The following is a 25,981-nucleotide window of genomic DNA, read 5'->3' as shown; positions in this document are numbered from 1 at the left end:
GGCAACTCCGGTACTTGCTCGCGTTATACTGAGTTAGATAATACGTTGGAAATTTATATTCAGATCAGAAGTTTAAAGCATAAAAAAAGGGTAATGTTATTACCCTTTAATATTGCGCTATTTAGTGTCTTTGGTGTCACTAAAACTCAAAGGTGTCTTGCCAACCGAGTAACACACTTTGTAGGCCATGTTTTTGCTCGTAACGCTCAAGCTTTTCAGGACTGGCATCACCAAGGGCAAGTTCACGGTATTTTTTGGCAAACTTAAGCGTTCGCAATAACTCTTGGTAAAAATGCTTACCTAAGTCTTGGCGAATGGTGTCTGCGAGTGGTTCTGGCAAGAGTGACAGCGCTCGGTCAGTGTGAATTTGGAGCACTTCAACACTAAACCACTTATCGTCTAACGCAATTTTACGCAGGCGCTTTTTCATGTCTTCACGTACACGAGCATCATCAAACATCATGCGATAAAGCACGGCTTCAGCCAGCACGCTTTCAAGCCCAAGACTAAATAATGGATCGAGTTCAGTTTTAGCGTAAAAGGTTTCAAGCAATACTTTCGTGGCTTCTTGACTTCTGTGGTCAGTAAGCGCTTTTTGATAATCTTGCCAACCTAGCCACTCATCTGTATCTGGCGGGGTCGAGATTTTTTCCATGAGTATTGGATTGATATCACCATAGAGTGATTTTTCACTGCCATGCATATGCTTACTCACAGTGGTCAACATGCTCCAGCCTTTTTGAAAGCATTTCATTATGCCATCAGGGGTTTTCAGCAAGTTGATTGAGCCAACGGGTTCGTGACCGGTTAGTGCAATAAGCCCTAGGCTAACCACGCCAATGACATCATGGGCTGCTTGCTCCAGCAAATGCATTTTGTGCTTGTTATAAAACTTATCAGCAAGTTTAAGACTCATTAAAATCGCTTTCGATTTTATTTGGGTGACATGCTCATCGGTTAATAGTGCTTCACGGCGGCCATACTCAAGTACCCGACTAAAGTATGGGCCTTGATTGTTATCACGTAATGCTAACTGCATTAACTGGTTTCCTTAATCAAGAAAAGTAAACATATCATCGACTTCAGCGTACTCATCAGCCACTTGGTTTTTATCTTTTGCTTGTAACACCAGCTCATTAACGAATTTACCGATGATTTGTTCCCAACCAGAACTTTCATTACGCAGTAGGTTTTTTATCGATTTAGCGACATCTGGGGTAATTTGATGAATTAAGGCTAATAAACTGCGCGGGTCATCCATCGCCAGACTATGGGCTTCTTCATCGGTTTGCCAGGTGTCATAACCGACTGTTTCACCATCATCTTCGTCATCGTAAGAATCAAAAATGGTGTTGTGGTCTGTTTCGCCTGATGGCGCCAGAATCAATTCAATAAAGGGAATTGATAAGTAAAATAGCCCAGCAGGATCTTCAGCAATACATTCTAAAATGGCGGCTTGTTTTTCTTCAGTGCCCTGAATACGAATAAGGTAGGTTAAAAACTCAAAGGTATGATGCATTAATTCATCAACATTGGTTTTAATTTGCTCTTCCCAATACAAAGGTTGCTGACACACTATGTCGCGGATTTGCTCTGGAGTCATCAGCTCAGACATGATCGACGGACAAGAAATATCATGATGACTGTTGATTTGAGTTAAGGTAACGATATCCATATGCTCAATGACATCAACAAGCTGCTCATCATTCATTGTGTTAGCAATGATTTCGAAGCGCTTACTGGCTTGTTGTGGCTCGACATCAGCGAGTGCTTTAATCTCTTCTGCGGCAAGTTCAATAAGATTGTTCATTAACGCTCCTCATCATCATATTGGTCGTAATAACCTTCTTCATCTTCGCTTTCTTGCTCGTCATCGTTGTTATAAGGATCATAGCCATCGTCACTATCACCACCTTCAGATGTAGCAAAAGATTTAGTCGGTGCAACTACGTTATCTTGAGTATTAAGCAGATACACCACGGCGCAGCTTTCAATTAATAGCTCTTCTGAATATTTGCGCACGGCAAGTACTAAAGGCACATCAGCATTATTAAACTGTATGGTGACTTTAAACTCGTCCCAGCTTGGCATTACCGCGCTATCGATCCAGCCGGCCCATTTGATTTTTGCTTCGTCTGAGAAACGAATACGGTTAAATAAGGCAACCGGTAAATACTCGGGTACCGCGGCTAGCATCGACGGATCGGCTAATAAAATCTCTTTCATTGAGTTAGTAAATTTAGCTAATGCATCAGGGGTATCGGGATCGTTGTACGATTCGATATTGTCATAGGCATTATTTTTTAACTCATTGATGCGTGAGATATTCAGTGTTTGGCTCATGGGTTTCTCAAGAATAAAATTGGTCCCACAGCTCGGTCATTGCCGCTGTAGGATTGGTCACGATGACATTATTAAAATCTTTAATAAATGCAGTTCTTAATTTTTTGTCAGATAAAATATCATAGGCATTTTTAACCCTTTGTAGCTGCAGGGCTGCTTGATGTTTTTCTTCTTCTGACGCGTTAAGCAGTTTATCGGGATGTAACTTATTTGATAAACGTTTATAAGCTTTTTTTATTTCGTCTTCTTTGGCACTGGCTTTGACACCGAGGACAGTGAAGTGGTTAATCATATTTTTACCTGTGGCGAATGAACTTGGATAGGCGAGTGCTAATCCATTAAATTATGATTATTTGGGTGCAAATAATAACAGAATTACTGTGTTTCCCATAAAACTATCAGTAAGTTTAGCTTAATACAAAATACACAGGTTATATTTTCAACAAATATATTAGTCATACAGAGGATTGTAACTGTGATATCGGCAGTTAAGCGATATCGCGTTATGGCCGTTATAGAGCCATTTAGGCGTTTTTTGCTTGATAAAATAACAGCTTAAAATAAAATTATGATGGCAGTAACAAGAGCACTAAGTGCTCTTTATTGCAGAGTGGCCTCACTTTTATGGTATTTTTTATGGCCTGTTTACTTGATCAATTTAAGTAAAGACTTAAAGCGCTCACCTGTAGCTTGGTGTTGCAGTTCAAATAAGCAAGATTCAGTGTTAGTGAGTTTAGCACCTAAAGCTTGCATCATTTCAATTCCGAGGGATTTATTGGCCTCAATGCGCGATGACACGGCATCGGCAACTAAATGCACATGATAGCGATTAGCCAGCAAATCCTGACAGGTTTGATAGACACAAACATGGGTTTCAATACCAGCGAGAATAATCTGATTGCGGTTTAAACGCGTTAACTGCTGCTGAAATTCCTGACACTGCCATGCGCTAAAGTGAGATTTAGCAATCACTTGAGTTGTTTTAGACAAATGCTCGCTCAATTGCGCCGTGGTAGGGCCTAATTTATCGGGCAGTTGTTCCAGCCATAAAATTGGGATATCAAATAATTGTGCCCCTTGGATCAAGATAGCGAGCTGATGATGCAGCGCCGAAGATTGCTGCATTACCTGTGCAAGCTTACCTTGAACATCCACAATCACTAATGCAGATTGATCCGCAGTTAACATAAAAACTCCTTTGTCTATGGGTCAATAAGTGAGTTGCTAAACTAAACTTCAGATAAGCTTCATCTCACTTTATAGCTGAGTTAGAGTAAACCTTGTTAGGGCTGGCTGACTATTGTCTAAAGGTCGAAGCTTTATTCGGTAGTAAGGGTTAATACTATTTAATTGCTTAGCACTCACTTACTGTAATTCAAGGAAGAAATGATGAAAAAACGTATTGTTATTTGTGCCGATGGCACCTGGAACCGTCCAGAGAAAGATCTTAAAAAAGACTTTCCCACCAATGTGCTACGTATTGCCAGAGGCATTAAGCCCATTGCCGATGATGGAGTGGCGCAACAGGTGTTTTACGATTGGGGCGTCGGCTCATATTATGACTCAGTATCTGGTGGCATAACCGGCAGTGGTGTTCAAAAGAACATTATGGATTGTTATCGCTATATCGTACAAAACTACCACGAAGGCGATGAAATATATCTGTTTGGTTTTAGCCGCGGCGCTTATACCGTGCGCAGTTTATGCGGCTTAATTAATAACTGCGGCATTCTAAAGCGCCCCGATGCCAATCAAATTCAAGCGGCGTTTGAGCACTATAAATCCAAATCAAAACCTTATAAGCCTGATGGCGCAAAATCCATCGCTTTTCGTGAGCAATACAGTTACCCATCAAGGCAGGTCAAATTTGTTGGGGTGTGGGATACCGTCGGCGCCATGGGAATTCCATTCTCATTTTTAGGCTTATTTGAAGATAAAGATGAGTTTTACGACACTAAGCTTGGGCGTAATGTTAGCGTAGCGCGCCATGCTTTGGCCATTGATGAAGTGCGTGACGACTTTAGACCCACCATTTGGCAGCCTCGCAGCAACATGAATATTCAACAAGTGTGGTTTGCAGGGGTGCACAGTAATATAGGCGGCAGTTATAAGCCTGATGATGATCAGAGCTGTTTATCGGATATCGCGCTTAAATGGATGATGCAACAAGCCAGTGAATTTGACTTAGCATTTGAGACCCATTTGCATGACAGTTTGCGCCCTAATCCTATGGCGACCAAGCATAAGTCTAAAAAGCATGTGTATCGTATTCGTGGTGAATATCATCGCCCGCTAACTGACTGCGAGAAACCTATTTGGATACATCAATCAGTGAAACAAAGATGGGATGCTGACATGAAATATAGACCTAAAAACTTACAAGCTTACATCGATACTCACGGTTGGCCTGATACACTCATTGAGTAGCTCATTGACTGAGTTGTTTGAAGTAATAGTCGGTTGCAGATAGAGTCTGGGATAGCATTGACCCAATAACCCCAGTGTATTTTTTCAAAGGAAAAGCATGTTGTCACGAATTTCCATCAGTATCTTTTTTATCATCACCACTGTGGTAAGTCCTTTTTTAGACGCTAAGACAAAAGAAGCCGAACCCGCTAAACGTATCATAGCGCTTTCGCCCCACGCGGTTGAAATGCTCTATGCCATCGGTGCTGGCGAGTCTATTGTTGCCACTACTGATCATACTGATTTTCCAGAGGCAGCAAAGTCTATTCCCAGTATCGGTGGTTACTACGGTATTCAAATTGAGCGAGTGTTAGAGCTAAACCCTGACTTAATCGTGGTGTGGAATAGCGGCAATAAAATGGACGATATCACCCAGCTAACTCAGCTAGGCTTTAAGGTGTTTAATAGCGATCCTAAAAGCCTTGATGATGTAGCCAATGAATTAGAACAATTGGGTGAGCTTACGGGTAATCAAGATAAAGCGGCGAAAGTCGCAGCAAACTATCGTCAGCAGCTAACGGATATCCGCGCTGAAAATCAATTAAAGTCGCCAGTAAAAGTGTTTTACCAGTTGTGGTCAACGCCGTTAATGACAGTATCTAAAGGCAGTTGGATAGAGCATATTATCGAAGCTTGTCATGGTGAAAATGTTTTTATCGATGCAGCCAGTGAATACCCGCAAGTAAGCGTTGAGAATGTATTGCTCACCATGGCAGAAGTGATTTTACAAAGCCAAGATGAGGGCAACGTTATTGGTGTTGATTGGTCACAGTGGCCAGAATTACCCGCAGTTAAAAATCAGCACATTTATCAACTCAATGCTGATGTACTGCATCGCGCCTCACCACGGGCTATTTTAGGTGTTGAAGCCTTGTGTAGTGCATTGGATAAAGTGCGTCAGCCCTAAAGCGGCTTGAATTAAGCTGTTCAATATAGATTGCCCAAAAGTGTCCGCGCGGACACTTTTTTGTTTTCGGACACTTCTCATTTTAATGCGGACACTTCTCATTTTAATGCGGACACTTTACAGGGTGTCCGCGGACACTTTCGATTGTTGGTCGTATAATTAAAATATCTTAAGCATCTAATTAATATCATTATTTAATTTATGGCACAGCCTGTGCTATATCCAATGCAATATGAATCATAAATGCAGCATCTATTAGCGCATGCATTAACACATTCTAGGAAAGACGATGATTAAAGATACCAGCGGACAAGATAAGGTTATTCAGCCAAAGCTAACCAATAAGCTAAAAATGCCATTAGTGATTGGTACCCTTGGCTTGTTGATGAGTGCGTTGGTGTGGGCAAGCTTAGGACATGACAATAATATTCGCTCAATTGATGCAACTGACTTAAGGCTAGCGACACTGACTCGCGGCACTTTGGTTCGTGATATTGCCACCACCGGTAAAATCGTTGCTGCTAATGCACCTGTTTTATATAGCACTGAACAAGGTGTGGTGACTATGCTGAGCCAACCTGGCGATATCGTTGAACTTGGTCAAGTGGTTGCTCAAATAGAAAGCCCTAAGTTACAAAATTCTTATGAGCAGCAGCAATCATTGTATGGGGCAATGGAAAGTAATTTAGAACGGGCCAAGTTAGATGCTCGCCGAGAACAACTCAGAGTTAGCCAAGTGTTAGACATGGCCAAAGTGGACTTAGAGGCGGCAGATCGTGAAAGTCGCCGCGGCGATCAACTGATTGAAAGCCGTTTGATTAGTCGAATCGATTTTGAAAAGGGTAAGGATGATCTGCACAAAGCAAAATTGCTGCATCAACATGCCATTGCCGAAGTTGACTTAATGGGCGATACCTTAGCATTTGAGCTTAAAAATCGTGCCGAAGAAGTGTCTAGACAAGCGTTAGTGGTCAAGGAGTTAGCCCGTCAACTTGGTGCGCTTAACATTAAAGCCCCAGTGAAAGGCATTATTGGTAACTGGCTGGTGGAGCAAAAAGCCCGTATTGGTGCCAGCCAACCTATTTTAACCGTGGTGGATTTAAGTGCCTTTGAAGCAGAGCTCGCCGTACCTGAATCTTATGCTGATGACTTAGGTATCGGCATGGATGTAGAGCTGAGCTTTGGCAATATCAATGTCATGGGGCAATTGTCCTCAATCTCACCAGAAGTGCGTAACCGTGAAGTCACTGCCAGAGTTCGCTTTGATGCTGATGAGCAATTGTCATTACGTCAAAATCAGCGCTTATCGGCTCGAGTATTACTGGAAAACCGCCCCAATGTATTAATGGTTAAGCGCGGCGACTTTTTAAATCGCGGTGGCTCAACAGCTTATTTATTGACTGATGATATAGCCCAAAAGACGGCCGTGACTTTAGGTGTGAGAAGTATGAGTCAGGTGGAAGTGATTGAAGGCGGTAAAGAAGGTGATGTGTGGGTAATTTCAGGCACCGAAGCTTTTAGTAACGATGACACTATTCAGCTTAGATAAGCTCAAATTAGATAATCAGAATTTATAAAAACTTAAATTTTATCCAACAAATTTAATCCAAGCTCGGTAAGGATACGACCATGAAAAAATTACAAACTAGACCCTTTATTAGCGTGATGGCTTTGATGCTTTTAAGTTTAGCGGTGAGTTATCGTATAGATGCCAGCCTAGACTGGTTGTCATTCACTTTTCAGCTCATTGATTTAACCGTTCAAGTGTCAGATAGCGCGACTGAAGCGGTTCAGAATGACTTAGTTAACGCCTTCATCAAGCTCGACATCTCCTCAGTATTACAGATAGTGGTGATTTTTTAACGCCTATTCAATCATGCCATATCGATCATATATGGCAGGTTAAACAAATTAATTGAACTTGAAGTGGTATGAAATACCGCCGAGTTAAACAAGGAAATACAACAATGTTATCAATGAAAAATATTAGCAAAGTATTTAAAACGGACTTAGTCGAAACCCATGCATTACGGGAGTTTAACCTTGAAGTGGCAGAAGGTGAGTTTGTTGCTGTAACAGGGCCATCAGGTTCAGGTAAAACCACCTTTTTGAATATTGCAGGTTTGCTTGAAGGTTTTACTGACGGCGAATATCACCTTGATGGCGTCAATGTATCAAACCTTAATGACAATAAAAGTGCCCAAGTTCGCAATGAAAAAATTGGTTTCATTTTCCAAGGATTTAACCTTATTCCTGATTTGAATTTAGCTGAAAATGTTGAAGTACCGCTGCGCTATCGTGGCTTTAATAAGGCTGAGCGCAAGCGCCGTGTGGAATCAGCATTAGAACAAGTCGGTCTTGCTGCCAGAATGAAGCATTTACCGACGCAACTATCTGGCGGACAGCAACAAAGGGTTGCTATTGCTCGCGCGCTGGCAGGTGAGCCACGCTTTTTACTTGCCGATGAACCAACAGGTAATTTAGACAGCTTAATGGCGCGCCAAGTGATGGAGTTATTAGAATATATTAATCAGTCAGGCACCACCATTATTATGGTAACCCATGATGCCGAACTTGCTCGCCGCGCTCAGCGCAATATCCAAATTGTCGATGGCCAGGTTTGTGATTTTTCGATGTATCAACAAGCTGACCACAGTGTGGTAGCCGACTTACAAAAAGCCGCTAACGGCGCTTAATGACCGAGTAGGAGAGTCACTATGTTTTTATACTATTGCGATCTTGCTTGGCGCAGCATCAAGAAAACACCCATGTTGTCATTGCTAATGATATTAGCCATATCTATTGGCATTGGTATTACCATCACCACCTTAAATGTCTATAAAACCATGTCCTATAACCCCGCAGGGGAGCGTAGCGAGCAAATTAACTCGGTGCAGCTGTGGAGCCAAGGATTAGATTCATGGGATGATTTTCAATCTAACCTCACTTATACCGATGTGATCAACCTTCGTAATAATAATGAGTTAGCGATAAAGGCAGCCTCATTTCGAACAGGGTTGGCCATGCAGTCAGAGGATCCAGAAATACAGCCAGTATTGAAAGGTGTGCGGGTTACCGATAGTGACTTTTTTACTATTTTTGAGGTGCCTTTTTTATACGGTGATCGCTGGGACAAGAGTGTCGATGCTCAGCCTACTTATCAAGTGGTGATAGGCGAGAAACTAAATCAAAGCTTTTTTGATGGGGTTAATAGTGTCGGCAAAACCATTTACTTAAACCGCAAGCCATATCAAATCGTTGGAGTCATTAAGGACTGGAATCCGCAACCTAAATATTACGACCCAACCAATGAACCTTTTAGTGACGCTGAAGAAATCTACATTCCATTTTCAATAACCCCGCTAGAAGAATTTGATGTCTGGGGTAATACCAGTGGCTGGAAATTTGAGCCGATGGTGACCTATCAAGATAGATTAAATTCTGAAAAAGCGTGGATTCATTTTTGGGCGCTATTAAAAACAGATGCAGAGAAGCAGCAGTATAAAAGTTGGCTTAGCCAGTATGTTGAACAACAGCGCAGCTTTGGCCGCTTTACTGATACCGCCAAAACCCCAGCTGAAGCTGTGCAAATTAGCGATATTGAGAAGTGGTTAGTGGATAGTGAAGTTGTGCCACGGGATAACAAAATACTCGTCGGGTTGAGTGTATTATTTTTGACGGTATGTTTAGTCAATATTCTAGGTTTACTACTCACTAAATTTTTAAAACGCGCCCCAGAAGTCGGCGTACGCCGCGCCATTGGTGCTAGCCGCAGACAAATATTCAGCCAATATATGGTTGAGGTGGGCATTATTGGCTTTATCGGTGGTGTGGTTGGGCTGTTATGGGCTTGGGGAGCATTAACCCTGCTTGAGTCACAGTTTAATGTTGATGCCAGTGTGGCAGGACTTGATAGCACTATGTGGATTATTACCCCATTAATTGCCATTTCAACGGCGGTGTTAGCGGGTGTTTATCCTGCATGGGTGGTGTGCCGTACTAAACCAAGTGTGTACTTAAAAGCGCAATAGCCAACAAAAAAGGAATTCGACATGTTACATATCAAACCGATTATATCGAGTTTATTGCGCAGTAAGAGCGCGCCTGTACTGTTGTTACTGCAAATCATGCTTTCAGTAGCGATTGTGGCTAATGCCAGTTTTATCATTCATGAACGTTTAACCATGATGCAGCGCGACTCTGGTTACGCTGAAGAGCAAATCTTTAAATTTAATGTTTATAACTTTGACCCAGCCATTGATAACCTTGAACAAAACAAGGTTGATCAACAAATATTACGCAGTTTGCCTAATGTCATCGATGCATCATCTGCCAATATGATGCCATTAAGTAATAGCGGTTGGTCAGATATTTATAGCGATGGCCCCGATGCTGAAACGGCTAAACAAACGCCTAGTTTTGCTTTTTATTTAGGCAGTGAGCACCTGCTCAATACCATGGGAGCTAAACTCGTTCAAGGACGTAATTTTAGACCTGAAGAAATGAATGACAGTTTAGATGACAGCGGTATGTTGGCGATGGTGTCTCAGCCATTAGCCAAAGCGATTTGGGGCGATGAATCACCCATTGGTAAAGTCATGTATCAAGGTGAGAGTCCCATTGAAATTATCGGGGTGATTGAAAAGCTGCAAGGCGCTTGGATCAATAGTGATAACTTTGAATACAGTGTGATGCAAAATATTGATTTTGGTGGTCAAAGTGCCAATAAAACCTATATGGTGCGAGCATTACCAGAGCATATAGCAGATTTGGAAGCGGTCATCACCAAGGCTTTTCATGCTGAAAACCCGAATCGGGTTATTGCTGATTTTACCTCGCTGTCAGACCTTAAAAAACAGACCTATAGTAATCACCGTTTAATGGCGACAGTGCTGAGTATGATGGTGGTGCTATTGCTATTGATTACTGCATTAGGTTTGACTGGAATGGTGATGTTTAACATTCAGCGCCGCACTAAACAGATTGGTACTCGCCGTGCATTAGGGGCTAAAAAGCGCGATATAGTCAGTTACTTTATGGTGGAAAACTACTTGATTTGTATTGCTGGCGGTATTATCGGTGGCTTACTGGCGATGCAATTAGGTCAACAATTAATGACGCTATATAGCCTGCCTACGCTGCCCAGTGTTTACCCCATCTCTGCTGTGGTGGGTTTATTGTTGGTGACGACACTCGCTGTTATTATTCCTGCCGTTCGCGCCTCAAGTATTTCACCTGCTATGGCAACCCGCAGCGTGTAGGCAAGCTAGTTAAACTGAATGCTCGAGTAAACCGTAAGATACCCTCGTAAATGAGGCTATTTTACGGTAGTTTGAACCCCATAAGGGTATCCCTAAAAAAGAGAACAATGAACACACATGGATAGTATTTTAGTCGTTGATGATAATCATGCCATTTGTAGCGCTCTGACATTAATGTTGGATATTCATGGCTATAAATCATTAAGCTGCGAAACCCCAGAGCAGGCTTTGCAGATTGTTGCAGAGCAAGATATCAGCCTGGTTATCCAGGATATGAACTTCACCCAGGACACCACCTCTGGTGAAGAAGGCCGCCAGTTGTTTTATACCTTACGGGAACAACAACCCAATTTACCTATCATCTTAATGACCGCCTGGACTCAGCTAGAAACCGCGGTTGAGCTGGTTAAAGCTGGGGCTGCTGATTACATGGGTAAACCTTGGGATGATGCCAAACTGCTAAATAGCATCAGTAATTTGTTATCAATTTATCACCTATCAAAACAGAATAATCAATTGTCTAGGCTTGATTCAGAACGCATGAGCGCCATTAAAGACGCTAATTTATGCGGTATGGTGTTTGGCAGCGGCGCCATGCAACGTTGCATTGACTTAGCACTGCAAGTGGCGCGCTCTGATGTGTCGGTGATGATCACCGGGCCCAATGGCGCAGGTAAAGATAAAATAGCTGACATTATTCAAGCCAATTCATTGTTAAAAGATAAGCCGTTTATCAAAGTGAACATTGGCGCCTTACCAATGGATTTATTAGAGGCTGAACTGTTTGGCGCCGAAGCGGGGGCTTTTACTGGCGCAAATAAAGCACGTATTGGCCGTTTTGAGGCCGCTGATGGTGGTACCTTATTTTTAGATGAAATTGGTAACTTGCCTTTATCAGGGCAAGTGAAGTTATTGCGGGTTTTACAAACCGGCGAGTTTGAGCGCTTAGGCAGTCATCAAACTCGCAAGGTTAATGTCCGTGTTATTAGTGCTACCAATGCCGACTTAGCCGAAGACATTGCTAATGGTCAGTTTAGAGAAGATTTATTTTATCGCTTAAATGTTATTGAACTAGCGTTAGCGCCGCTTAATCAGCGCATTGATGACATATTACCTTTAGCCAGTTTCTTTGTCGGGGAGACATTTAGCTTTGATAAACAGGCGCAGCAAGCGCTGTTAAATCATCCTTGGTCGGGCAATGTACGTGAGCTTGAAAATGTCTGTAAAAGGGCGGTATTACTGGCTAAATCATCACAACTAAGCTGTGCTGATTTGGGGTTGTCAATGTTGCAAACGCTGACAGAGCAGAATGCACTAACAAAGACTTCATCGCACAACGTACCTCTTACTAAAGAGTTTCAAACTCAAGACCACACAGTTACGTCGACAAACACCACTGTAGAGCCTGATAAGCAACAAATTGAACAAGCGTTAGTGGCGCACAGTGGGGTTATTTCCAGAGTCGCTAAAGCACTGGGGTTAAGCCGCCAAGCACTGTATCGGCGCATGGAAAAGTATGGCTTGTCAGTGAATAAGTAATTTTGCTCAGCAACGTGGTTATGGAAAACCAGTATGAAAATCAACTTAGAGAACAAACCTTAAATGAGCCTACGGAACAAACTGGTACTGTCAAATTTAGCCTGCACCTTAGTGTCGTTGTTGCTGGCTTACGGTCTGTGGCAATGGCTTGGGGATGAGTCAGTATGGGCCGCGGTGGCTGTGAGCTTGGGCCTGTGTTTTCTCATCAGTATGTACCTGACTCGTCAACTGGGCGAAAGCTTACAAGCATTAGAAGTCGGCTTACTTAACTTTAAAGATAATGAATTTAGTGTGTCATTACCTGAATATGCTGAGCCGCAACTTAATGAACTGGCCGATTTATACAATCAAGCCTCGGCCAAGCTGCGAAAAGAGCGGCAGTTTATTTATCAGCGTGAATTAATGCTCGATAAAGTGATACAAAACTCGCCTAACATCATGTTGCTGGTGGATGATAATCAGCGAATTATTTATGCTAACGATGCTGCCAGACACTTATTTAATCAGGGGATTAGAATTGAAGGCATGTTGCTTTCAGAGCTGATTGCAGTGTTACCAAGCGCGTTAAAGCAGGCATTAGAGAGTGAACATGAAGGCTTGTTTTCCATTGATGCCAATGGCGAAGGGTTAAGCGATGATAGCGCGGGTGAAATCGAAACATGGCATATCTCCCGTGGGCAATTTAATCAAAATAATCAACGTCACCATTTAATTTTACTTAAACAATTAACCAAAGAACTTAATCGCCAAGAAGTAGCGGTGTGGAAAAAAGTCATCCGCATTATCAGTCATGAGTTGAATAACTCTGTGGCGCCTATTGCTTCAATGGTCAATTCTGGCAGAGTGTTAACCAAAGATTTTGATAACCAAAGATTAGCGCTGATATTCGATACCATCGAAAATCGCACCGCCCATTTAAGCCAGTTTATTTCCCATTATGCCCAATTTGCCAAGCTGCCTTTACCTAAAAGATCGCCAGTTAATTGGGACAATTTAATCGAGCAGTTAGCCCAGCAGTATCGGTTCAGTTTAACTTCAGCATTGCCGCAACAAGCCATTGCCTTAGACTGTGTGCAATTAGAGCAAGTGTTAATCAATCTGCTTAAAAATGCCCAAGAATCTGGGGCTGATAAAGATGGGGTCACGGTGGCGTTTCTAGAGGTCAGTCATCCGCTAGTTGGGGTGGTGATCACCATTGAAGATAACGGTTTAGGTATGTCTAGCGAGGTGTTATCTCAAGCCTTATTACCGTTTTATTCAACTAAACAATCGGGCACAGGCATTGGTTTGCCCTTATGCCGCGAAATAGTTGAAGCTCATGGTGGCCATATCACCATGCAAAATCGTAAAGAGAAAGGCTTAAGCGTTAAATTGTGGCTGCCAAATGAGTAGTCGTACTTAGTTAATAACGGTAAGAATAAAGAAAGCCCAATAGATAGTCTCTATTGGGCTTTTTTGAAGTGTTAATCATAGTATTAATAACAATATCACTGTTTAAGCGAGTGATGATTGTTATTGATAAGTGCTACGTATAAGAGCTGTTTATAAATACTCAACTTCCAATGAAATCAACATCGCATCATCATCTTCAGAGGTGAACTCGGCTTTTAATACAAAGTCATCACTTTCGACATTAATGATCTCATACCATGCACTGGCTTGATCGCTAAAGTGTGCCAACATAGCTTCACGGGTGGCTGGGATATTAATGGATTTTAAATAAGCCATAAACTGCTCATCAGACTCAATAGGGTAGTTAATACTCTCAGAGAGTTTTACTTTTTGAATGACATTATTGTAATGCTTAACCTGCACATTTTTTGACACTAAACTCCAAACGCCGTTGTTTGAAAATTGAATAACATTAGGCACAAAACGGTTAACTAGCGCATCGAGCGTGCTGGGTTGATTGTTCTCAGTAGGTAAAAGTACTTCAGTTAACTTTTGGCTATTGAGCTCCGAAAATAATATCTCATCATTATCACGGCTGTATTTTCTTGATTTAAAGGTGAAACCTGTGAGCAGTAATTCAGGCTCATCGCTGGTGATAGAAGAAAACTCATCAAACTCTAACGTCAGTAAGTTGTTATGATTGGAGACGATATATTCTTCAGTACTGGTTTGCTTTAAATAATCAAGCTTATTGCGCACTTGCAGTACTTCATCACGGTATCCGGCTTTATCATCAATCAGCCAGTTATTATCAAACCTTTCGTTGTAGCTAATTAAATTTTTGCCATTGTAGTTAAGTAATGAGCGATCTTTATAGGATATTTGCTGAATTTTATTGTTGTCGATAATAAACCACAGCTCGCGGCCATATAGCCATGCTTGGGATTGATCTTTTAGGGTAAATAAAGCGCTGGCAGGACCTAGTAATTCAATCAGACGTTGGGTTGAATCATCAATGCTAACCCCGTAGGCGCTAGATAGAGTCACATTAGTTGAAGGAAAGCTTGCTTCTCTTGCAAGGCTAGATAATTCTTTTTCTGACAGTATTGTAATCGCAGGGCTAATTTGTGACTGCGCTAAAGTGACTTGTGGCGCAGTGGTCGTTTTGGGTTTAGCTGTAATGCGATTGGTCGTTGCTGCTGTTGAAACCTTAGTGGCTGGCGCCGGTTTTTTTAAGCTAATGGGTTTACGACTAAGTTGATTATAAGCAGTTTTCACCGAAGATAACCGGTCATCTTCGTCGCAAAAATCAATTAAGTCAGCAGTGATAATAATTTTATTGGCTTCAATTAAATTAGTAATAATGACGGCATCGACCCGCTTTTGTTTGGCTTTTTTCTGGATCAGGCGAAAGCTGGTTTCTATTAATTTATCATTTGAGCTATTTTTAAGGGTATTTTCCACATAGATGCCATCGATCACTGTTGGCGTGCACACAGGCAGATGATCGAGTATCGGTGGTAACGATTTAGCTGAAACTTGTAAACTGACAAAGAGTAAAATGAGAACCAGTAATCTGTTCATAATTTAGCGCTTCCTTGTGGGTGTTTTTATTATTATCCATCACGAAATAAACGTCATTACATACACGATGGTTAAAAGTAACTAATCAATTAGCCTTCTTTTTCATGAGGTTATTTTTGTCACTCCAATTCATTATCAGCTGGAGTACAAGCTCTAACTTAACAATTCATTAACAAAGGTGTCAAAAGATTTTTAGGAATAAGTAGTTAAAAAATGTGCATAAAAACAACTGTTGTTGTTTGATAATGATACAGCTAGGGTGGCGAGTATTAGAGTCATAATCTGCCAATGGTTTATCTATTTATTAGCAATGACTGACAAACCCTGAACGCGTGAAGGGTTGCGATCGTGACAGTGGCACAAATTGCAGTGAACAGAGCACTCAGCTAAAGCTTTGATCTAAAGCTTTGAGCTAAAGAATTTAGCTAAAGTATAACTTATCGATATTGTGCATAAAATGGTTAGATTTATGCTGTCAGTAGGCTGGGGTTCATTGCTGGAGGATTACCTTTAGTAACCTCAATCAGGGCGCTGTATCAGTTGCATTGGTGAAGCTGTTACTAGGCTGTTATGACTGACAGCTAATTTAACCAAGGTGTGTTTCTGATTTTAAAGGCTTAATAATGAATCACTTTGTTTAAAATAAATTCTGATGACTGTGCATAAGTTAGTAGTAACGGTTTTACAGGGTGGAATGGTCCATGGGTAATCAATTATTTATAAAACATTAGCTGAATAAAACATTGGGCTAAAAAAGTAATTAATGATTTACTAGCTACTCACCTCATTAAATTTTCTCGGACACCTTTTATGCAAACGTTATTAATTTGTCTGTTTATCACAATCTTATTACCTTATTTAGCTAAAGGGCCAGTAGCCGTTGCGATGGCAAAACTGGGCGGCTATGACAACGATCACCCTCGGGCGCAACAAGCCAAGTTAACTGGTTTTGGCGCAAGGGCAGTTGCTGGGCATCAAAATGCCTTTGAATCTTTGATCGTTTTTGGATTGTGTAGTTTAACCGCGATCGCAACCGATAATGTTAATGCAACCGTCACTAGCTTAGCTATGGTGCATGTGGCAGCCAGAGTGGTTTACCATTTACTTTATTTAAAAGGACTATCGACTTTGCGCTCGGTTTCTTGGTTTGTAGCAATTTTCAGTTCGTTCGGTATTTTTTGGCAAGCGTTTTAAGCTTGGAAAATTTTAAACTTCTTTAATCGATATAAACCTTTCTACAATTACCTTTAAGGTCAAATACTGGCATTGTAAAAATTTCATCATATAATTCTTATACCTATTGCTATCAATTAGGTTTATTAGAGGCGCTGCTATGTATACCGAGCAATTAATGATGTTAATCGCCGTATTTGAACGGGCAGCCTTAATGCTGATGCTGCTGTTTTTGCTCACTCGCACCCGCAGCTTTCAAAAAATCATCACCAAACCAAATCGAAAACCGATTGAGATGGCGATGATGTCGCTGTTATTTACTTTATTTGCGGTTATGAGCACCTACACCGGCATTGAGGTCGATGGCTCCTTGGTTAATGTGCGTATTATTGCAGTGTTATCTGGCGGTATCCTTTTTGGCCCTTGGGTGGGGATCCCAGCAGGTATCATCTCAGGGCTGCATCGTTACTTAATTGATCTTGATGGCGCGACTTCAACCGCCTGTTTAATATCGAGTATTTTTGCAGGCTTTCTGGCAAGTTGGATACATGTCGGTGTCGATAAAAAACACTATACCTGGTATGGCATTTTAGCGGGGGTTATCTGCGAGGTGCTGACCATGGTGCTGATTGTGGTGTTTTCAGATGATTATGAGCAGGCAATGGTGATTGTGCGTCACATTGGTTTGCCGATGATATTGGGCACTGTGTCCATTGGGCTGATTATCAAGTTAGTGCAAGATATTGACGATGAAAAAGATTGGATTGCTGCGCAGCAGGCAAAATTGGCCTTAGATATTGCCAATAAAACCTTACCTTATTTTCGTCAAAATGATCGTCAGTCGTTAATTGCGGTTTGCCAGATCATCCGCCTTGATACACAAGCGGATGTGGTGGCGATAACTGATACCACCTCAGTACTGGCTTATGTGGGTATAGGTCAAGAAAACTACCTAGAGCCCCACAATAAAATTAACGAGATGACCGAGCAAGCCGTTGCCACAGGCAAACAAATTATTAGCAATAACCTTGATGCCCATGACTTTCATTCATTGTTAATCATTCCATTAATGGAGAACAATGTCGTTACTGGTACCTTAAAAATATTTTACCGTGAGCCTTATCAAATTAAGTCTTCACTGCGGGAAATGGCGGTGGGATTATCGCAGCTGATTTCTACCCAAATGGAAGTGTCGCGCATCGAACAGTTAAAAACCATGGCCTCAAAAGCAGAGTTTTCGGCGCTGCAAAGTAAAATTAATCCGCATTTTTTATTTAACGCCCTCAATGCTATCTCTACGTTAATACGTATTCGGCCTCAGCAAGCTCGAGAATTGATCGCCAAACTAGCGGATTTTTTGCGCTTTAATTTAGATCACACTGATGAGCTGATAGATATCCAAGAAGAGCTGCAACAGGTGCGGGATTATGCCGCGATTGAGCAGGCGAGATTTGGGCCTAAATTAACCGTCAGCTTTGATATTGATGATGTACACACTTGTGTGCCAAGCTTACTGATACAGCCGCTGGTGGAAAATGCCATTTTACATGGCATTCAGCCTGCGTCTTATCCTGGTGAGGTGCTGATTACGGTTAAAAAGCAGCAAGATGATCGGGTGAAAATTACCATTCGTGATACTGGGGTTGGCATCGATCCGGCTTTGATTGATAAGTTGCACCAAGGAACCATAGACAGCACGAGCATCGGCTTGATGAATGTACACCAAAGGTTAAAGCTACTCTATGGTGCTGGCTTAGAGATTACTGCATTGACAAAAGGCACTGAGATGTCTTTTTTCATTCATTAGAAGACTATAGGGGGGACTATGTTAAAAGCCTTGATTGTAGAAGATGAATACCTAGCACGAGAAGAGCTGATTTATTTGATCGCAACCCATAGTCAGATTGAAGTGGTAGCGACCTTCGATGATGGTCTTGAAGCTTTTAAATACCTGCAAAGCAATAAAGTGGATGTGATATTTCTTGATATTAATATTCCATCCATTGACGGTATGTTATTGGCGAGAAACATTCATCAATTTTCTGAAAAGCCGCATATCGTGTTTGTGACTGCCTATAAAGAGCACGCCGCAGATGCCTTTGAGTTAGAAGCATTTGATTATTTGCTCAAGCCTTTTAATGAGCAGCGGGCTATTGGGGTGTTGCAAAAACTTGAGCAAGCTCAAAAACACCTACCAGCGGCAGATATCAATGTCGAGTCTTTGCCAGTGAATACCGACAAGCCCAAGCCTAAGGCCAGCAGCCTTAATCGGACCATTAATTTAACCCAAAATAACCGCATTGTGGTCAGCTATATTAATGATATTTATTATGCGGTTGCCAACGAAAAAATCACTGAGGTATATACTCGCGAAGGGGCGTTTCATGTGCCTTATACCATTACTGATTTGATGGAACTTTTACCGAGCGAATCGTTTTTTCGCTGCCATCGATCCTATTGCATTAATATCGATAAAATTCGTGAGATCATCCCTTGGACCAATAGCACCTATCTGTTAAAACTGCGCGATATTGACGGTGAAGTGCTGGTGAGTCGCAGTAACATAAAAACCTTTCGAGCACTGATGAACTTATAACCGCTGCTGTCATTGGCTAGCTAACGAACTATTCAACACCGCCTACCCATAAAGACGACTCAAAAAACGATGCAACCACCCTTGCTACTGCAGATAAGCTCACTCAGCATTTAACCCCCATAAATGCATTTCATGCCGATATATTGCATTTGATGCCGCTATTTTACAGCTCATGTTTTAGTTAATTCAGACTCTTGTCTTCCTCTCAAAAAGCCGTATTTTGACCACCATATTGTTAAATTAATCATTAATTATTGCTGTGGAGAGTGACACTATGTCAGCACAAATATCAAACCGAGCACGTATTATGACGCTTATTGGTACAATTTTGGCGCAGTTCGCCTTGGGTTCGGTATACACATGGAGCTTATTCAATGCCCCGTTAGCTGAGAAACTGTCGCTTCCAGTGAGTAATGTGGCGTTTACTTTCGGTATTTTAAGTTTATCACTAGCCGTGGCCTCGTCAGTGTCAGGCAAGTTACAAGAGCGCTTTGGGGTTCGTAATGTCACCATTGGTGCTGGGCTATTAATCGGCGCGAGCTTATTTCTTACTGCGCATGCAGATAGCCTATTAATGCTATATGTATGTGGTGGCCTGTTAGTGGGTTTTGCTGATGGTACCGGTTACCTAATGAGCCTATCTAACTGCGTTAAATTATTCCCTGAACGTAAAGGTTTAGTGTCTGCTTGTGCTATTGGTGCTTATGGCCTTGGCAGTTTAGGCTTTAAATACATCAACATGTATATGCTGACCCATTCAGGTTTGGCGATGACATTTGATACATGGGCTGTGATTGCCATGGTGCTAGTCATTGCGGGTGGATTAATGATGAAAGATGCCCCCCTTCAAGAAGTCTCAACCGCAGAAAACAGCGTTGCAAACAGAGACTTTACACTGGCGCAAGCAATGAAATCATCACAGTTTTGGGTACTAGCATTAATCTTTTTAACCATCTGTATGAGTGGCTTATACGTGATTGGTGTGGCAAAAGACATTGGCGAAGGTTACGTACATTTAAGTATGGCAACAGCAGCATCTGCAGTGGCAGTGATTGCGGTGGCTAACCTTTCAGGTCGTTTAGTTCTTGGTGTGTTATCTGACAAAATGGATCGCATGAAAGTCATCAGCATTGCGCTTATTGTATGTTTAGCGGGTGTCGGTTCACTGTTACTTGTTCACTTAAATGCGTGGAGCTTTTACTTAGCCGTTGCCTGTATCGCCTTTAGTTTTGGTGGCACCATTACTGTGTTCCCATCGCTAGTGAGTGACTTCTTTGGCCTTAACAACTTAACCAAAATTTATGGCTTTATTTATCTTGGCTTTGGTATCGGCAGCATCATTGGCTCTATTGTCGCTTCGTTATTTGGTGGCTTTGTTCCGACTTTCTACTTAATGCTAGGACTTATCGTATTATCAACCGTCATCTCTTTCATGGTGAAGTTACCAGAAAACAAGCCTTCTTTAGCCATGGCTAGCTAGTTTTAATTACGCTATTGGGCCAAGAGGTCTGAATATAGCGTTAAGCTTTTTTCGTTCCAACCTCCTTTACGCCGCAGCAATGCGGCGTTTTTTTATCTGAACTTAAACAGGTCAGCTTAAGTCTTTGAAAAAGTAGTGCACTTTAACTCGCCAAGCTGCTTTCTCATGTTTAGATTGGTGTTATTGGGGTATGATTCATTATTAATCAAAGGCCCTCAATGAGTATTAACCAATCCTCCTATGAATGAAGATATCACCATTGCACTGCCTTCGCTTATTCATCGCATCGGTGGCAGCGCCGCCAAGCAGGCTAAAGATATGGCTACGCAATATGGTTGTGAGCTTAAGCGAGTGCGTCGTTCTCGCAATTGGCAACTCGTGGGAGATGCCATTAATATTCAGTCTTTTGCCGCACAGTTATCAGGGCAAACTAATAATGAGTTTGCCTACCTGATTAAAAAGCTAAACATCGCACTGCTTGAACATAGTGACAAGTTAGAACCATTAGCCGTAAAACTGGTGCGCCTGCTCACTGAACGCCCGAGTACCACCTTAGCTGAGTTGATACAAGGCACCGGCTGCACAGAGGCTGAAGCCAGAGTGGCTCGTTTTGAGGCTGACTCTTGGTGATGATGCTTTAAGGTGTTATAAGCAGGGCAATGTTGCTGTTTAGATGAAGTATTACAATTTGAATTGGCTTCCATGCCAAGCTCACGAGTTCTCGGAATAAAGAGTCTCGATGACCTCAATTCAAATTGAGTCTTTTAGACTTTTAATGTTATAGATTTCTAACGTTAGCTCTTTTATTGCCACGAATGCAGTCAAATCGAAGAGATAATAACCCCTGTGTTGATGCAGCAGCGAGCTTCTGACTGCCAAGGATGGCGGGAACAGTCATTATTTGTCGGGAACAAATATGACCAAAACAGGCATTTGTTGTGGCAAAGTTTATGGGCCTTTTGACTTATATAAAGAGTGCAGCGTCTCGCAGTTGTATCTGCACATAAGGTCGCTGTTACACATCTAACCCATAGGGATATGGGTTAGATGTCATTATGATGTAGGGAACATCATTGACTATGTGATCGCGACATTCGTATATTCTATATAGCACCTGCGGCAGGCAATAGATTAAACTGAAGTAATGGACTACTGAAAAAGAGCCAATATAAACGAAGTATAAAGTTGGTGGCTGTAACGCATTTATGCCCCGATATGTGTTTGAAATGGATATCTCTCGAGGTTTAGTCATTTGTATTTACCCTCAATAATCTAATATCACCTTCAATAGAGTGGCCAAATTCGCTATACCACTACACTTTTTCTAATCGATTATGACCGCCTTACTTGTCGTCCAAATGACTGGTTGCCTATACAGGTATAACTGATTTTCTCCAAATTGAGATAATTCTGGCGCCAAAGGATGCGTAAAATGAGCTTTTTACGCATCGATAATTTTGTAACATTCTAGAAAACCCATACATATCAGTCTACTGCGAAATTTTTTAAAGTGTTGTATAGACCTCGTAAACAAAGACGCATTCTTTTTCCGGCAGTATTTTGAGCATTATTTACGTATTCGCGAAAATATTCGATTTACAACAATAACTTAGCGATGGTATCTTTGAAGTTTGAATTGAGCAGCCTGGAACATTATTGTGCTGCTATTGAATAAGCTGTTATGACTCAAATTGAATTATGAAAAATTATCAGGAAATACTAGTTGAGTGTTGGTATGACCAAGTTGATCTTGAATATATCAAGGAATGGGCCTACTCATACATTGAGAATAATGATGATATTCCTGAAGAAGTATTTGAATTGCTTGACGCTGATAAATATCAATTTGAAAGCCTTCTTCTAAAATTGTCTAAATCAATGGATTCTGATTTTTCACCGCAATCCATTAGTGCTGAAATCTTGGCAGCTAAGCACTTAATAAAAGTAGCTACTAAATATCTAAATGATGAAGTTACTCCAATGGATGTTTGTAGAGTCGTTGGTAAAATTGATGGTGGTTTTTTGGGTGCTTCTAGGGGGCTGCCCGATAACGTTGCTTACTATCCTGATTGGTTAGGAAATCTCTATAATAGCTGTGACTGGTGTGATGATACTTGGACAAGTAGTAGTGCACCTCATTTAAAGAAAGACTTAGAGACTCAAATCTCAAATATAGGTAAATGGGTCGAAAGTCATAACAAGTCGCTGAAAGGCGACGCAAAAATACGCGCGCTTTAGCGAGGCGTTATACGGCAAATGGAGTATTGATGAAGCCGATAGTTTTAGTTACAGGCGGTAGTCGAGGGATCGGTGCTGCAACATCCAAATATTTAGCAAAGCAGAATTATGCTGTTTGTGTTAATTACCTCTCAAATGAATCTGAAGCTAATGAAGTAGTTACAGATATTATTCAAGATGGCGGTACAGCAATCGCTGTACAAGCTGATGTTTCAAAAGAAGATGATGTAATTCGCCTTTTTAATACAATTGATAACCAATTAGGTCCAATTACACACTTGGTAAATAACGCTGGTATATTATTACCGCAAATGCGTGTTTCAGAAATGACGGCAGACAGAATTAACAAAATACTCACTACAAATATTACAAGTTATTTTCTATGCTCCCGTGAAGCAATCAACCGAATGAAAAATGGTGGTTCAATTGTTAATGTATCTTCAGCCGCATCAAGGTTAGGCTGCGCAGGAGAGTATGTAGATTACGCTTCATCAAAAGGCGCAATCGATACTTTAACAACGGGTTTATCGCTTGAAGTTGCTAATCAAAATATTCGAGTAAATTGTGTTAGACCAGGCTTTATTTATACTGACATGCATGGAGATGGTGGAGAACCCAATAGAGTTGATCGTGTAAAGTCATTAATACCTTTACAACGTGGTGGTACGCCTGATGAGGTTGCTGCTTCGATTGCGTTTCTACTATCAAATGAGGCATCGTTTGTTACTGGTACATTTGTAGATATTGCAGGTGGTAAGTAGCCGTATAACAAGGCAATTATGGATGGGACGTCTTAAGTTTGGCTGACGCTCATTCTTCGCTAATTTTAGCCAAGCTTAAGACGCCCCATATTGCGGCGTTATAAGCCACGCAGATTATGGCACCTGTTAAATTATAAGGTTATCAAATGGAATTGAAAAACACTGTAAGGTTTTCCGAATTAGATTGGCTACGAGTGATATTGATTTTTGCAGTATTCCTTCATCATGTGTGCATGCCTTTTAATGGAGATGGTTGGCACATTATGAATAACGATTCGAGCAAAATGCTCGATGATATCATGGTGTATTTTGAACAATTTAGATTGCCAATCTTATTTTTTATTTCAGGTGTTGGCTCTGTTATCTTGCTATCAAAGGTAACGGTAGTGAAATTTGTCAAGGACAAATTTCTAAGATTATTTATTCCCCTTTTGATTGGCTCTTTGTTAGTGATTCCTCCACAAGTTTACATGGAAAATATTGTTGAGATGCAATCATATTGGCAAGAATACCCATCTCTTGCTTTAAAATTCGAAACTAATCACCTTTGGTTCATAGAGTATCTCTTTGTGTTTTTCTTGCTTGCTATCCCATTAAACAAATTATTTAGCTCATCTTTAGGCGCATCAATAATTAACTTTGTACAAAAATTGTCAAAATACAAAATAGGGCTATATCTACTTGTAACATTACTCATAATAATAAAAGTGTATTTTTCGTTAACTTTTCCAATTGAAGATAAAAAGATAGAAAATTTATCTTCCTCAGCTTTCTATTTTTTCTTTTTTATTTCCGGCATGCTCTTTGTTCGTAGCAACATTATTTGGCAAGCAATATGTGACCAACGATTTTATAATTTACTGTTGTTAGTATTTAGCACGATACTTTTTTATTCTTATTATTACTCCCCTGACTTAAGTGAGTACTTGTCACTAGATATGCGTTGGTCTATTTGGTGGTTGGTTTGTTGCTTAGTTGCATGGTCTGCATTCTTAACTATTTTAGGTTATGCGCAATTCTATTTTACAAAAACACCAAAATGGATAAGTCTTAGTAACGAGTTAATCTACCCTTTTTATATCTTTCACCAAACCGTAATTGTGGTAATAGGCTATTATGTCATCGCATGGCAAGCACCAATATTATTAAAGGTTATTTCTCTTTTCGCTTTATCCTTTTTAGTTACCTCCCTAATTTGTTGGTATCTTATTAAACCATCAAATATTTTAAGGTTTTTGTTTGGTTTAAAGCCTAAAAACAATGTTGTGCCAGTGGCTTATAATCGGGTAGCCGGAGGTATCTAACCTCCAGCCCCCACACCACCCTGCATGCGGCTCCGCACAGGGCGGTTCATTTAGAACACCTAACTAAACTTTCTGGTTAGGATAGTGAACTGCGACCCATCCATCTCTTAGTGAATATAATCCTGCTTTCTTCAGATACTCATTACTCAACGCTTGCTGGATCCCTGGTGTTTTTGAACTTCTCCATGGGCCTTTGCTTGTGATACCACAACCAACGGCCACTTGAATTTTGACGCCACGTTTAAGTAGGTTTTGCACCTTAGTCCGTGGTTTTCGCCACTGACGCCAGTAGCACATACGTACGCGACGACGGATCCAATGGTCTAAATCGACACACCCTTGATAAGCATTAGCGATGCCAAAGTAATTGATCCAGCCTTGCATATATTGACGCACTTTAAACAGCTGATATTCCATACTAATGCCCCAATTTCGGTTCGTTAGTCGTCTCATCTTTTGTTTGAAAATGTGCAATGTTTTAGCATGCCACTGGATTTTCCCGCGATTAAATGTGAAGCCTAGGAACTTGCTTTGACTTACCTTAACCACTTGGCTTTTCTGTTCATTAACAACCAGTTTTAGCTTAGTGGCAAGGTATTGAGTGATGCTCTTGAGTACTCGTTCTCCCGCTCGAATAGACTTTACCAAAATGATAAAGTCGTCCGCGTAGCGGGCGAATTTATGCCCTCGGCTTTCCAGCTCTTTATCCAGACTATCCAACATAATGTTAGAGAGTAATGGCGAGAGTGGACCACCTTGAGGCACACCTTCAAAGCTTGCTTCAAATTGGCCATTGACCATCACACCTGCTCGTAGGTACTTACCAATAAGCGCCAACAGACGCTTATCCTGCACCTTACTTCTAAGTTGAGTCATCAAGAGATCATGATTAACTCGGTCAAAGAACTTAGACAGATCAACATCGACGGCAAATTTG

24 protein-coding genes are annotated in these 25,981 nt (G+C 41.2%); 17 read left to right on the top strand and 7 right to left on the bottom strand.

Translation table 11 applies throughout. The features are described 5' to 3' along the window. Window positions 1-139: 139 nt before the first annotated feature. The 5 genes from Q4557_RS06750 to Q4557_RS06730 all read right to left on the bottom strand — a co-directional run bounded on the left by Q4557_RS06750 (window position 140) and on the right by Q4557_RS06730 (window position 3,531). Window positions 140-1,039, bottom strand: coding sequence for a hypothetical protein (locus tag Q4557_RS06750; RefSeq protein WP_102520135.1), 900 nt, complete (start codon window positions 1,037-1,039; stop codon window positions 140-142). Between the two features lie 12 nt (window positions 1,040-1,051). Continuing rightward, window positions 1,052-1,810 (bottom strand): hypothetical protein, encoded by a 759-nt coding sequence (locus Q4557_RS06745; RefSeq protein ID WP_303411586.1) that lies wholly within the window; start codon window positions 1,808-1,810, stop codon window positions 1,052-1,054. After that, window positions 1,810-2,343 (bottom strand): hypothetical protein, encoded by a 534-nt coding sequence (locus Q4557_RS06740; protein WP_102531969.1) that lies wholly within the window; start codon window positions 2,341-2,343, stop codon window positions 1,810-1,812. The genes Q4557_RS06745 and Q4557_RS06740 overlap by 1 nt, the downstream gene beginning before the upstream one ends. A 7-nt stretch (window positions 2,344-2,350) precedes the next feature. Continuing rightward, window positions 2,351-2,635, bottom strand: a complete 285-nt coding sequence (locus Q4557_RS06735) for a J domain-containing protein (protein WP_102531968.1) — start codon at window positions 2,633-2,635, stop codon at window positions 2,351-2,353. 353 nt (window positions 2,636-2,988) lie between these two features. Then, window positions 2,989-3,531: a hydrolase gene (locus tag Q4557_RS06730; protein ID WP_102531967.1), complete on the bottom strand. Its 543-nt coding sequence runs from the start codon at window positions 3,529-3,531 to the stop codon at window positions 2,989-2,991. Between the two features lie 201 nt (window positions 3,532-3,732). Between Q4557_RS06730 and Q4557_RS06725 the strand changes: the two genes are divergently transcribed. From Q4557_RS06725 to Q4557_RS06685, 9 genes are all read left to right on the top strand, one after another. Further along, the gene (locus Q4557_RS06725) at window positions 3,733-4,770 is read left to right on the top strand and encodes a DUF2235 domain-containing protein (protein ID WP_102438640.1); all 1,038 of its coding nucleotides are present in this window, start codon (window positions 3,733-3,735) and stop codon (window positions 4,768-4,770) included. Window positions 4,771-4,867: 97 nt separating this feature from the next. Then, the gene (locus Q4557_RS06720) at window positions 4,868-5,716 is read left to right on the top strand and encodes a cobalamin-binding protein (protein ID WP_102520134.1); all 849 of its coding nucleotides are present in this window, start codon (window positions 4,868-4,870) and stop codon (window positions 5,714-5,716) included. A 289-nt stretch (window positions 5,717-6,005) separates the two neighbouring features. Continuing rightward, window positions 6,006-7,265, top strand: a complete 1,260-nt coding sequence (locus Q4557_RS06715) for an efflux RND transporter periplasmic adaptor subunit (RefSeq protein ID WP_102476311.1) — start codon at window positions 6,006-6,008, stop codon at window positions 7,263-7,265. 80 nt (window positions 7,266-7,345) lie between these two features. After that, a complete protein-coding gene (locus tag Q4557_RS06710) occupies window positions 7,346-7,579 on the top strand; it encodes a hypothetical protein (protein WP_303411577.1) in 234 nt (77 codons plus the stop codon). A 104-nt stretch (window positions 7,580-7,683) separates the two neighbouring features. Then, window positions 7,684-8,412 (top strand): ABC transporter ATP-binding protein, encoded by a 729-nt coding sequence (locus Q4557_RS06705; RefSeq protein ID WP_303411575.1) that lies wholly within the window; start codon window positions 7,684-7,686, stop codon window positions 8,410-8,412. A 21-nt stretch (window positions 8,413-8,433) separates the two neighbouring features. Beyond that, window positions 8,434-9,747, top strand: coding sequence for an ABC transporter permease (locus Q4557_RS06700; RefSeq protein ID WP_303411573.1), 1,314 nt, complete (start codon window positions 8,434-8,436; stop codon window positions 9,745-9,747). 21 nt (window positions 9,748-9,768) lie between these two features. Beyond that, window positions 9,769-10,977, top strand: coding sequence for an FtsX-like permease family protein (locus tag Q4557_RS06695; protein WP_303411571.1), 1,209 nt, complete (start codon window positions 9,769-9,771; stop codon window positions 10,975-10,977). A gap of 117 nt (window positions 10,978-11,094) precedes the next feature. Next, window positions 11,095-12,516 carry a sigma-54 dependent transcriptional regulator gene (locus Q4557_RS06690; RefSeq protein ID WP_303411569.1) on the top strand — a complete coding sequence of 474 codons (1,422 nt, stop codon included), beginning with the start codon at window positions 11,095-11,097 and terminating at the stop codon, window positions 12,514-12,516. A gap of 63 nt (window positions 12,517-12,579) precedes the next feature. Further along, the gene (locus Q4557_RS06685) at window positions 12,580-13,908 is read left to right on the top strand and encodes a PAS domain-containing sensor histidine kinase (RefSeq protein WP_303411567.1); all 1,329 of its coding nucleotides are present in this window, start codon (window positions 12,580-12,582) and stop codon (window positions 13,906-13,908) included. 150 nt (window positions 13,909-14,058) lie between these two features. Here Q4557_RS06685 and Q4557_RS06680 read toward each other — a convergent pair whose 3' ends face one another. Then, window positions 14,059-15,492: a hypothetical protein gene (locus Q4557_RS06680; RefSeq protein WP_303411565.1), complete on the bottom strand. Its 1,434-nt coding sequence runs from the start codon at window positions 15,490-15,492 to the stop codon at window positions 14,059-14,061. Window positions 15,493-16,302: 810 nt separating this feature from the next. On the opposite strand from Q4557_RS06680, the gene Q4557_RS06675 reads away from it, so the two are divergent. The 8 genes from Q4557_RS06675 (at window position 16,303) to Q4557_RS06640 (ending at window position 25,044) form a co-directional block, all read left to right on the top strand. Continuing rightward, window positions 16,303-16,686 (top strand): MAPEG family protein, encoded by a 384-nt coding sequence (locus tag Q4557_RS06675; RefSeq protein WP_303411563.1) that lies wholly within the window; start codon window positions 16,303-16,305, stop codon window positions 16,684-16,686. Window positions 16,687-16,825: 139 nt separating this feature from the next. Next, window positions 16,826-18,472, top strand: coding sequence for a LytS/YhcK type 5TM receptor domain-containing protein (locus Q4557_RS06670; protein WP_198589937.1), 1,647 nt, complete (start codon window positions 16,826-16,828; stop codon window positions 18,470-18,472). Between the two features lie 18 nt (window positions 18,473-18,490). Continuing rightward, the gene (locus Q4557_RS06665; RefSeq protein ID WP_303411560.1) at window positions 18,491-19,261 is read left to right on the top strand and encodes a LytTR family DNA-binding domain-containing protein; all 771 of its coding nucleotides are present in this window, start codon (window positions 18,491-18,493) and stop codon (window positions 19,259-19,261) included. A 274-nt stretch (window positions 19,262-19,535) separates the two neighbouring features. After that, window positions 19,536-20,741 (top strand): OFA family MFS transporter, encoded by a 1,206-nt coding sequence (locus Q4557_RS06660; RefSeq protein ID WP_303411558.1) that lies wholly within the window; start codon window positions 19,536-19,538, stop codon window positions 20,739-20,741. 240 nt (window positions 20,742-20,981) lie between these two features. Further along, window positions 20,982-21,371, top strand: a complete 390-nt coding sequence (locus Q4557_RS06655) for a ribosome recycling factor family protein (RefSeq protein WP_303411556.1) — start codon at window positions 20,982-20,984, stop codon at window positions 21,369-21,371. A 1,068-nt stretch (window positions 21,372-22,439) separates the two neighbouring features. After that, on the top strand, window positions 22,440-22,979 hold the full coding sequence (locus tag Q4557_RS06650; protein ID WP_303411554.1) for a hypothetical protein: 540 nt from the start codon (window positions 22,440-22,442) through the stop codon (window positions 22,977-22,979). 29 nt (window positions 22,980-23,008) lie between these two features. Beyond that, the gene (locus Q4557_RS06645) at window positions 23,009-23,740 is read left to right on the top strand and encodes an SDR family oxidoreductase (protein WP_303411551.1); all 732 of its coding nucleotides are present in this window, start codon (window positions 23,009-23,011) and stop codon (window positions 23,738-23,740) included. Window positions 23,741-23,886: 146 nt separating this feature from the next. Continuing rightward, window positions 23,887-25,044, top strand: a complete 1,158-nt coding sequence (locus tag Q4557_RS06640; protein ID WP_303411549.1) for an acyltransferase — start codon at window positions 23,887-23,889, stop codon at window positions 25,042-25,044. A 63-nt stretch (window positions 25,045-25,107) separates the two neighbouring features. On the opposite strand, the gene Q4557_RS06635 is transcribed toward Q4557_RS06640, so the two are convergent. Next, window positions 25,108-25,981, bottom strand: an 874-nt coding sequence (locus Q4557_RS06635; protein WP_303411547.1) for a reverse transcriptase domain-containing protein, incomplete at its 5' end; no start/stop codon positions are given.

The sequence above is a fragment of the Shewanella sp. 5_MG-2023 genome (assembly GCF_030547465.1).
In the GTDB taxonomy this organism is placed as follows: Bacteria; Pseudomonadota; Gammaproteobacteria; order Enterobacterales; family Shewanellaceae; genus Shewanella.
This window is presented reverse-complemented; position numbering and strand designations above follow the sequence as displayed.

Coding starts and splice junctions, on each gene's coding strand:
- Q4557_RS06715 (WP_102476311.1), top strand. CDS start 6,006: ATGATTAAAGATACCAGCGGACAAGATAAGGTTATTCAGCCAAAGCTA.
- Q4557_RS06665 (WP_303411560.1), top strand. CDS start 18,491: ATGTTAAAAGCCTTGATTGTAGAAGATGAATACCTAGCACGAGAAGAG.
- Q4557_RS06730 (WP_102531967.1), bottom strand. CDS start 3,531: ATGTTAACTGCGGATCAATCTGCATTAGTGATTGTGGATGTTCAAGGT.
- Q4557_RS06700 (WP_303411573.1), top strand. CDS start 8,434: ATGTTTTTATACTATTGCGATCTTGCTTGGCGCAGCATCAAGAAAACA.
- Q4557_RS06650 (WP_303411554.1), top strand. CDS start 22,440: ATGAAAAATTATCAGGAAATACTAGTTGAGTGTTGGTATGACCAAGTT.
- Q4557_RS06720 (WP_102520134.1), top strand. CDS start 4,868: ATGTTGTCACGAATTTCCATCAGTATCTTTTTTATCATCACCACTGTG.
- Q4557_RS06640 (WP_303411549.1), top strand. CDS start 23,887: ATGGAATTGAAAAACACTGTAAGGTTTTCCGAATTAGATTGGCTACGA.
- Q4557_RS06710 (WP_303411577.1), top strand. CDS start 7,346: ATGAAAAAATTACAAACTAGACCCTTTATTAGCGTGATGGCTTTGATG.
- Q4557_RS06745 (WP_303411586.1), bottom strand. CDS start 1,810: ATGAACAATCTTATTGAACTTGCCGCAGAAGAGATTAAAGCACTCGCT.
- Q4557_RS06750 (WP_102520135.1), bottom strand. CDS start 1,039: ATGCAGTTAGCATTACGTGATAACAATCAAGGCCCATACTTTAGTCGG.
- Q4557_RS06655 (WP_303411556.1), top strand. CDS start 20,982: ATGAATGAAGATATCACCATTGCACTGCCTTCGCTTATTCATCGCATC.
- Q4557_RS06645 (WP_303411551.1), top strand. CDS start 23,009: ATGAAGCCGATAGTTTTAGTTACAGGCGGTAGTCGAGGGATCGGTGCT.
- Q4557_RS06685 (WP_303411567.1), top strand. CDS start 12,580: ATGAGCCTACGGAACAAACTGGTACTGTCAAATTTAGCCTGCACCTTA.
- Q4557_RS06725 (WP_102438640.1), top strand. CDS start 3,733: ATGAAAAAACGTATTGTTATTTGTGCCGATGGCACCTGGAACCGTCCA.
- Q4557_RS06690 (WP_303411569.1), top strand. CDS start 11,095: ATGGATAGTATTTTAGTCGTTGATGATAATCATGCCATTTGTAGCGCT.
- Q4557_RS06740 (WP_102531969.1), bottom strand. CDS start 2,343: ATGAGCCAAACACTGAATATCTCACGCATCAATGAGTTAAAAAATAAT.
- Q4557_RS06670 (WP_198589937.1), top strand. CDS start 16,826: ATGTATACCGAGCAATTAATGATGTTAATCGCCGTATTTGAACGGGCA.
- Q4557_RS06680 (WP_303411565.1), bottom strand. CDS start 15,492: ATGAACAGATTACTGGTTCTCATTTTACTCTTTGTCAGTTTACAAGTT.
- Q4557_RS06735 (WP_102531968.1), bottom strand. CDS start 2,635: ATGATTAACCACTTCACTGTCCTCGGTGTCAAAGCCAGTGCCAAAGAA.
- Q4557_RS06660 (WP_303411558.1), top strand. CDS start 19,536: ATGTCAGCACAAATATCAAACCGAGCACGTATTATGACGCTTATTGGT.
- Q4557_RS06675 (WP_303411563.1), top strand. CDS start 16,303: ATGCAAACGTTATTAATTTGTCTGTTTATCACAATCTTATTACCTTAT.
- Q4557_RS06695 (WP_303411571.1), top strand. CDS start 9,769: ATGTTACATATCAAACCGATTATATCGAGTTTATTGCGCAGTAAGAGC.
- Q4557_RS06705 (WP_303411575.1), top strand. CDS start 7,684: ATGTTATCAATGAAAAATATTAGCAAAGTATTTAAAACGGACTTAGTC.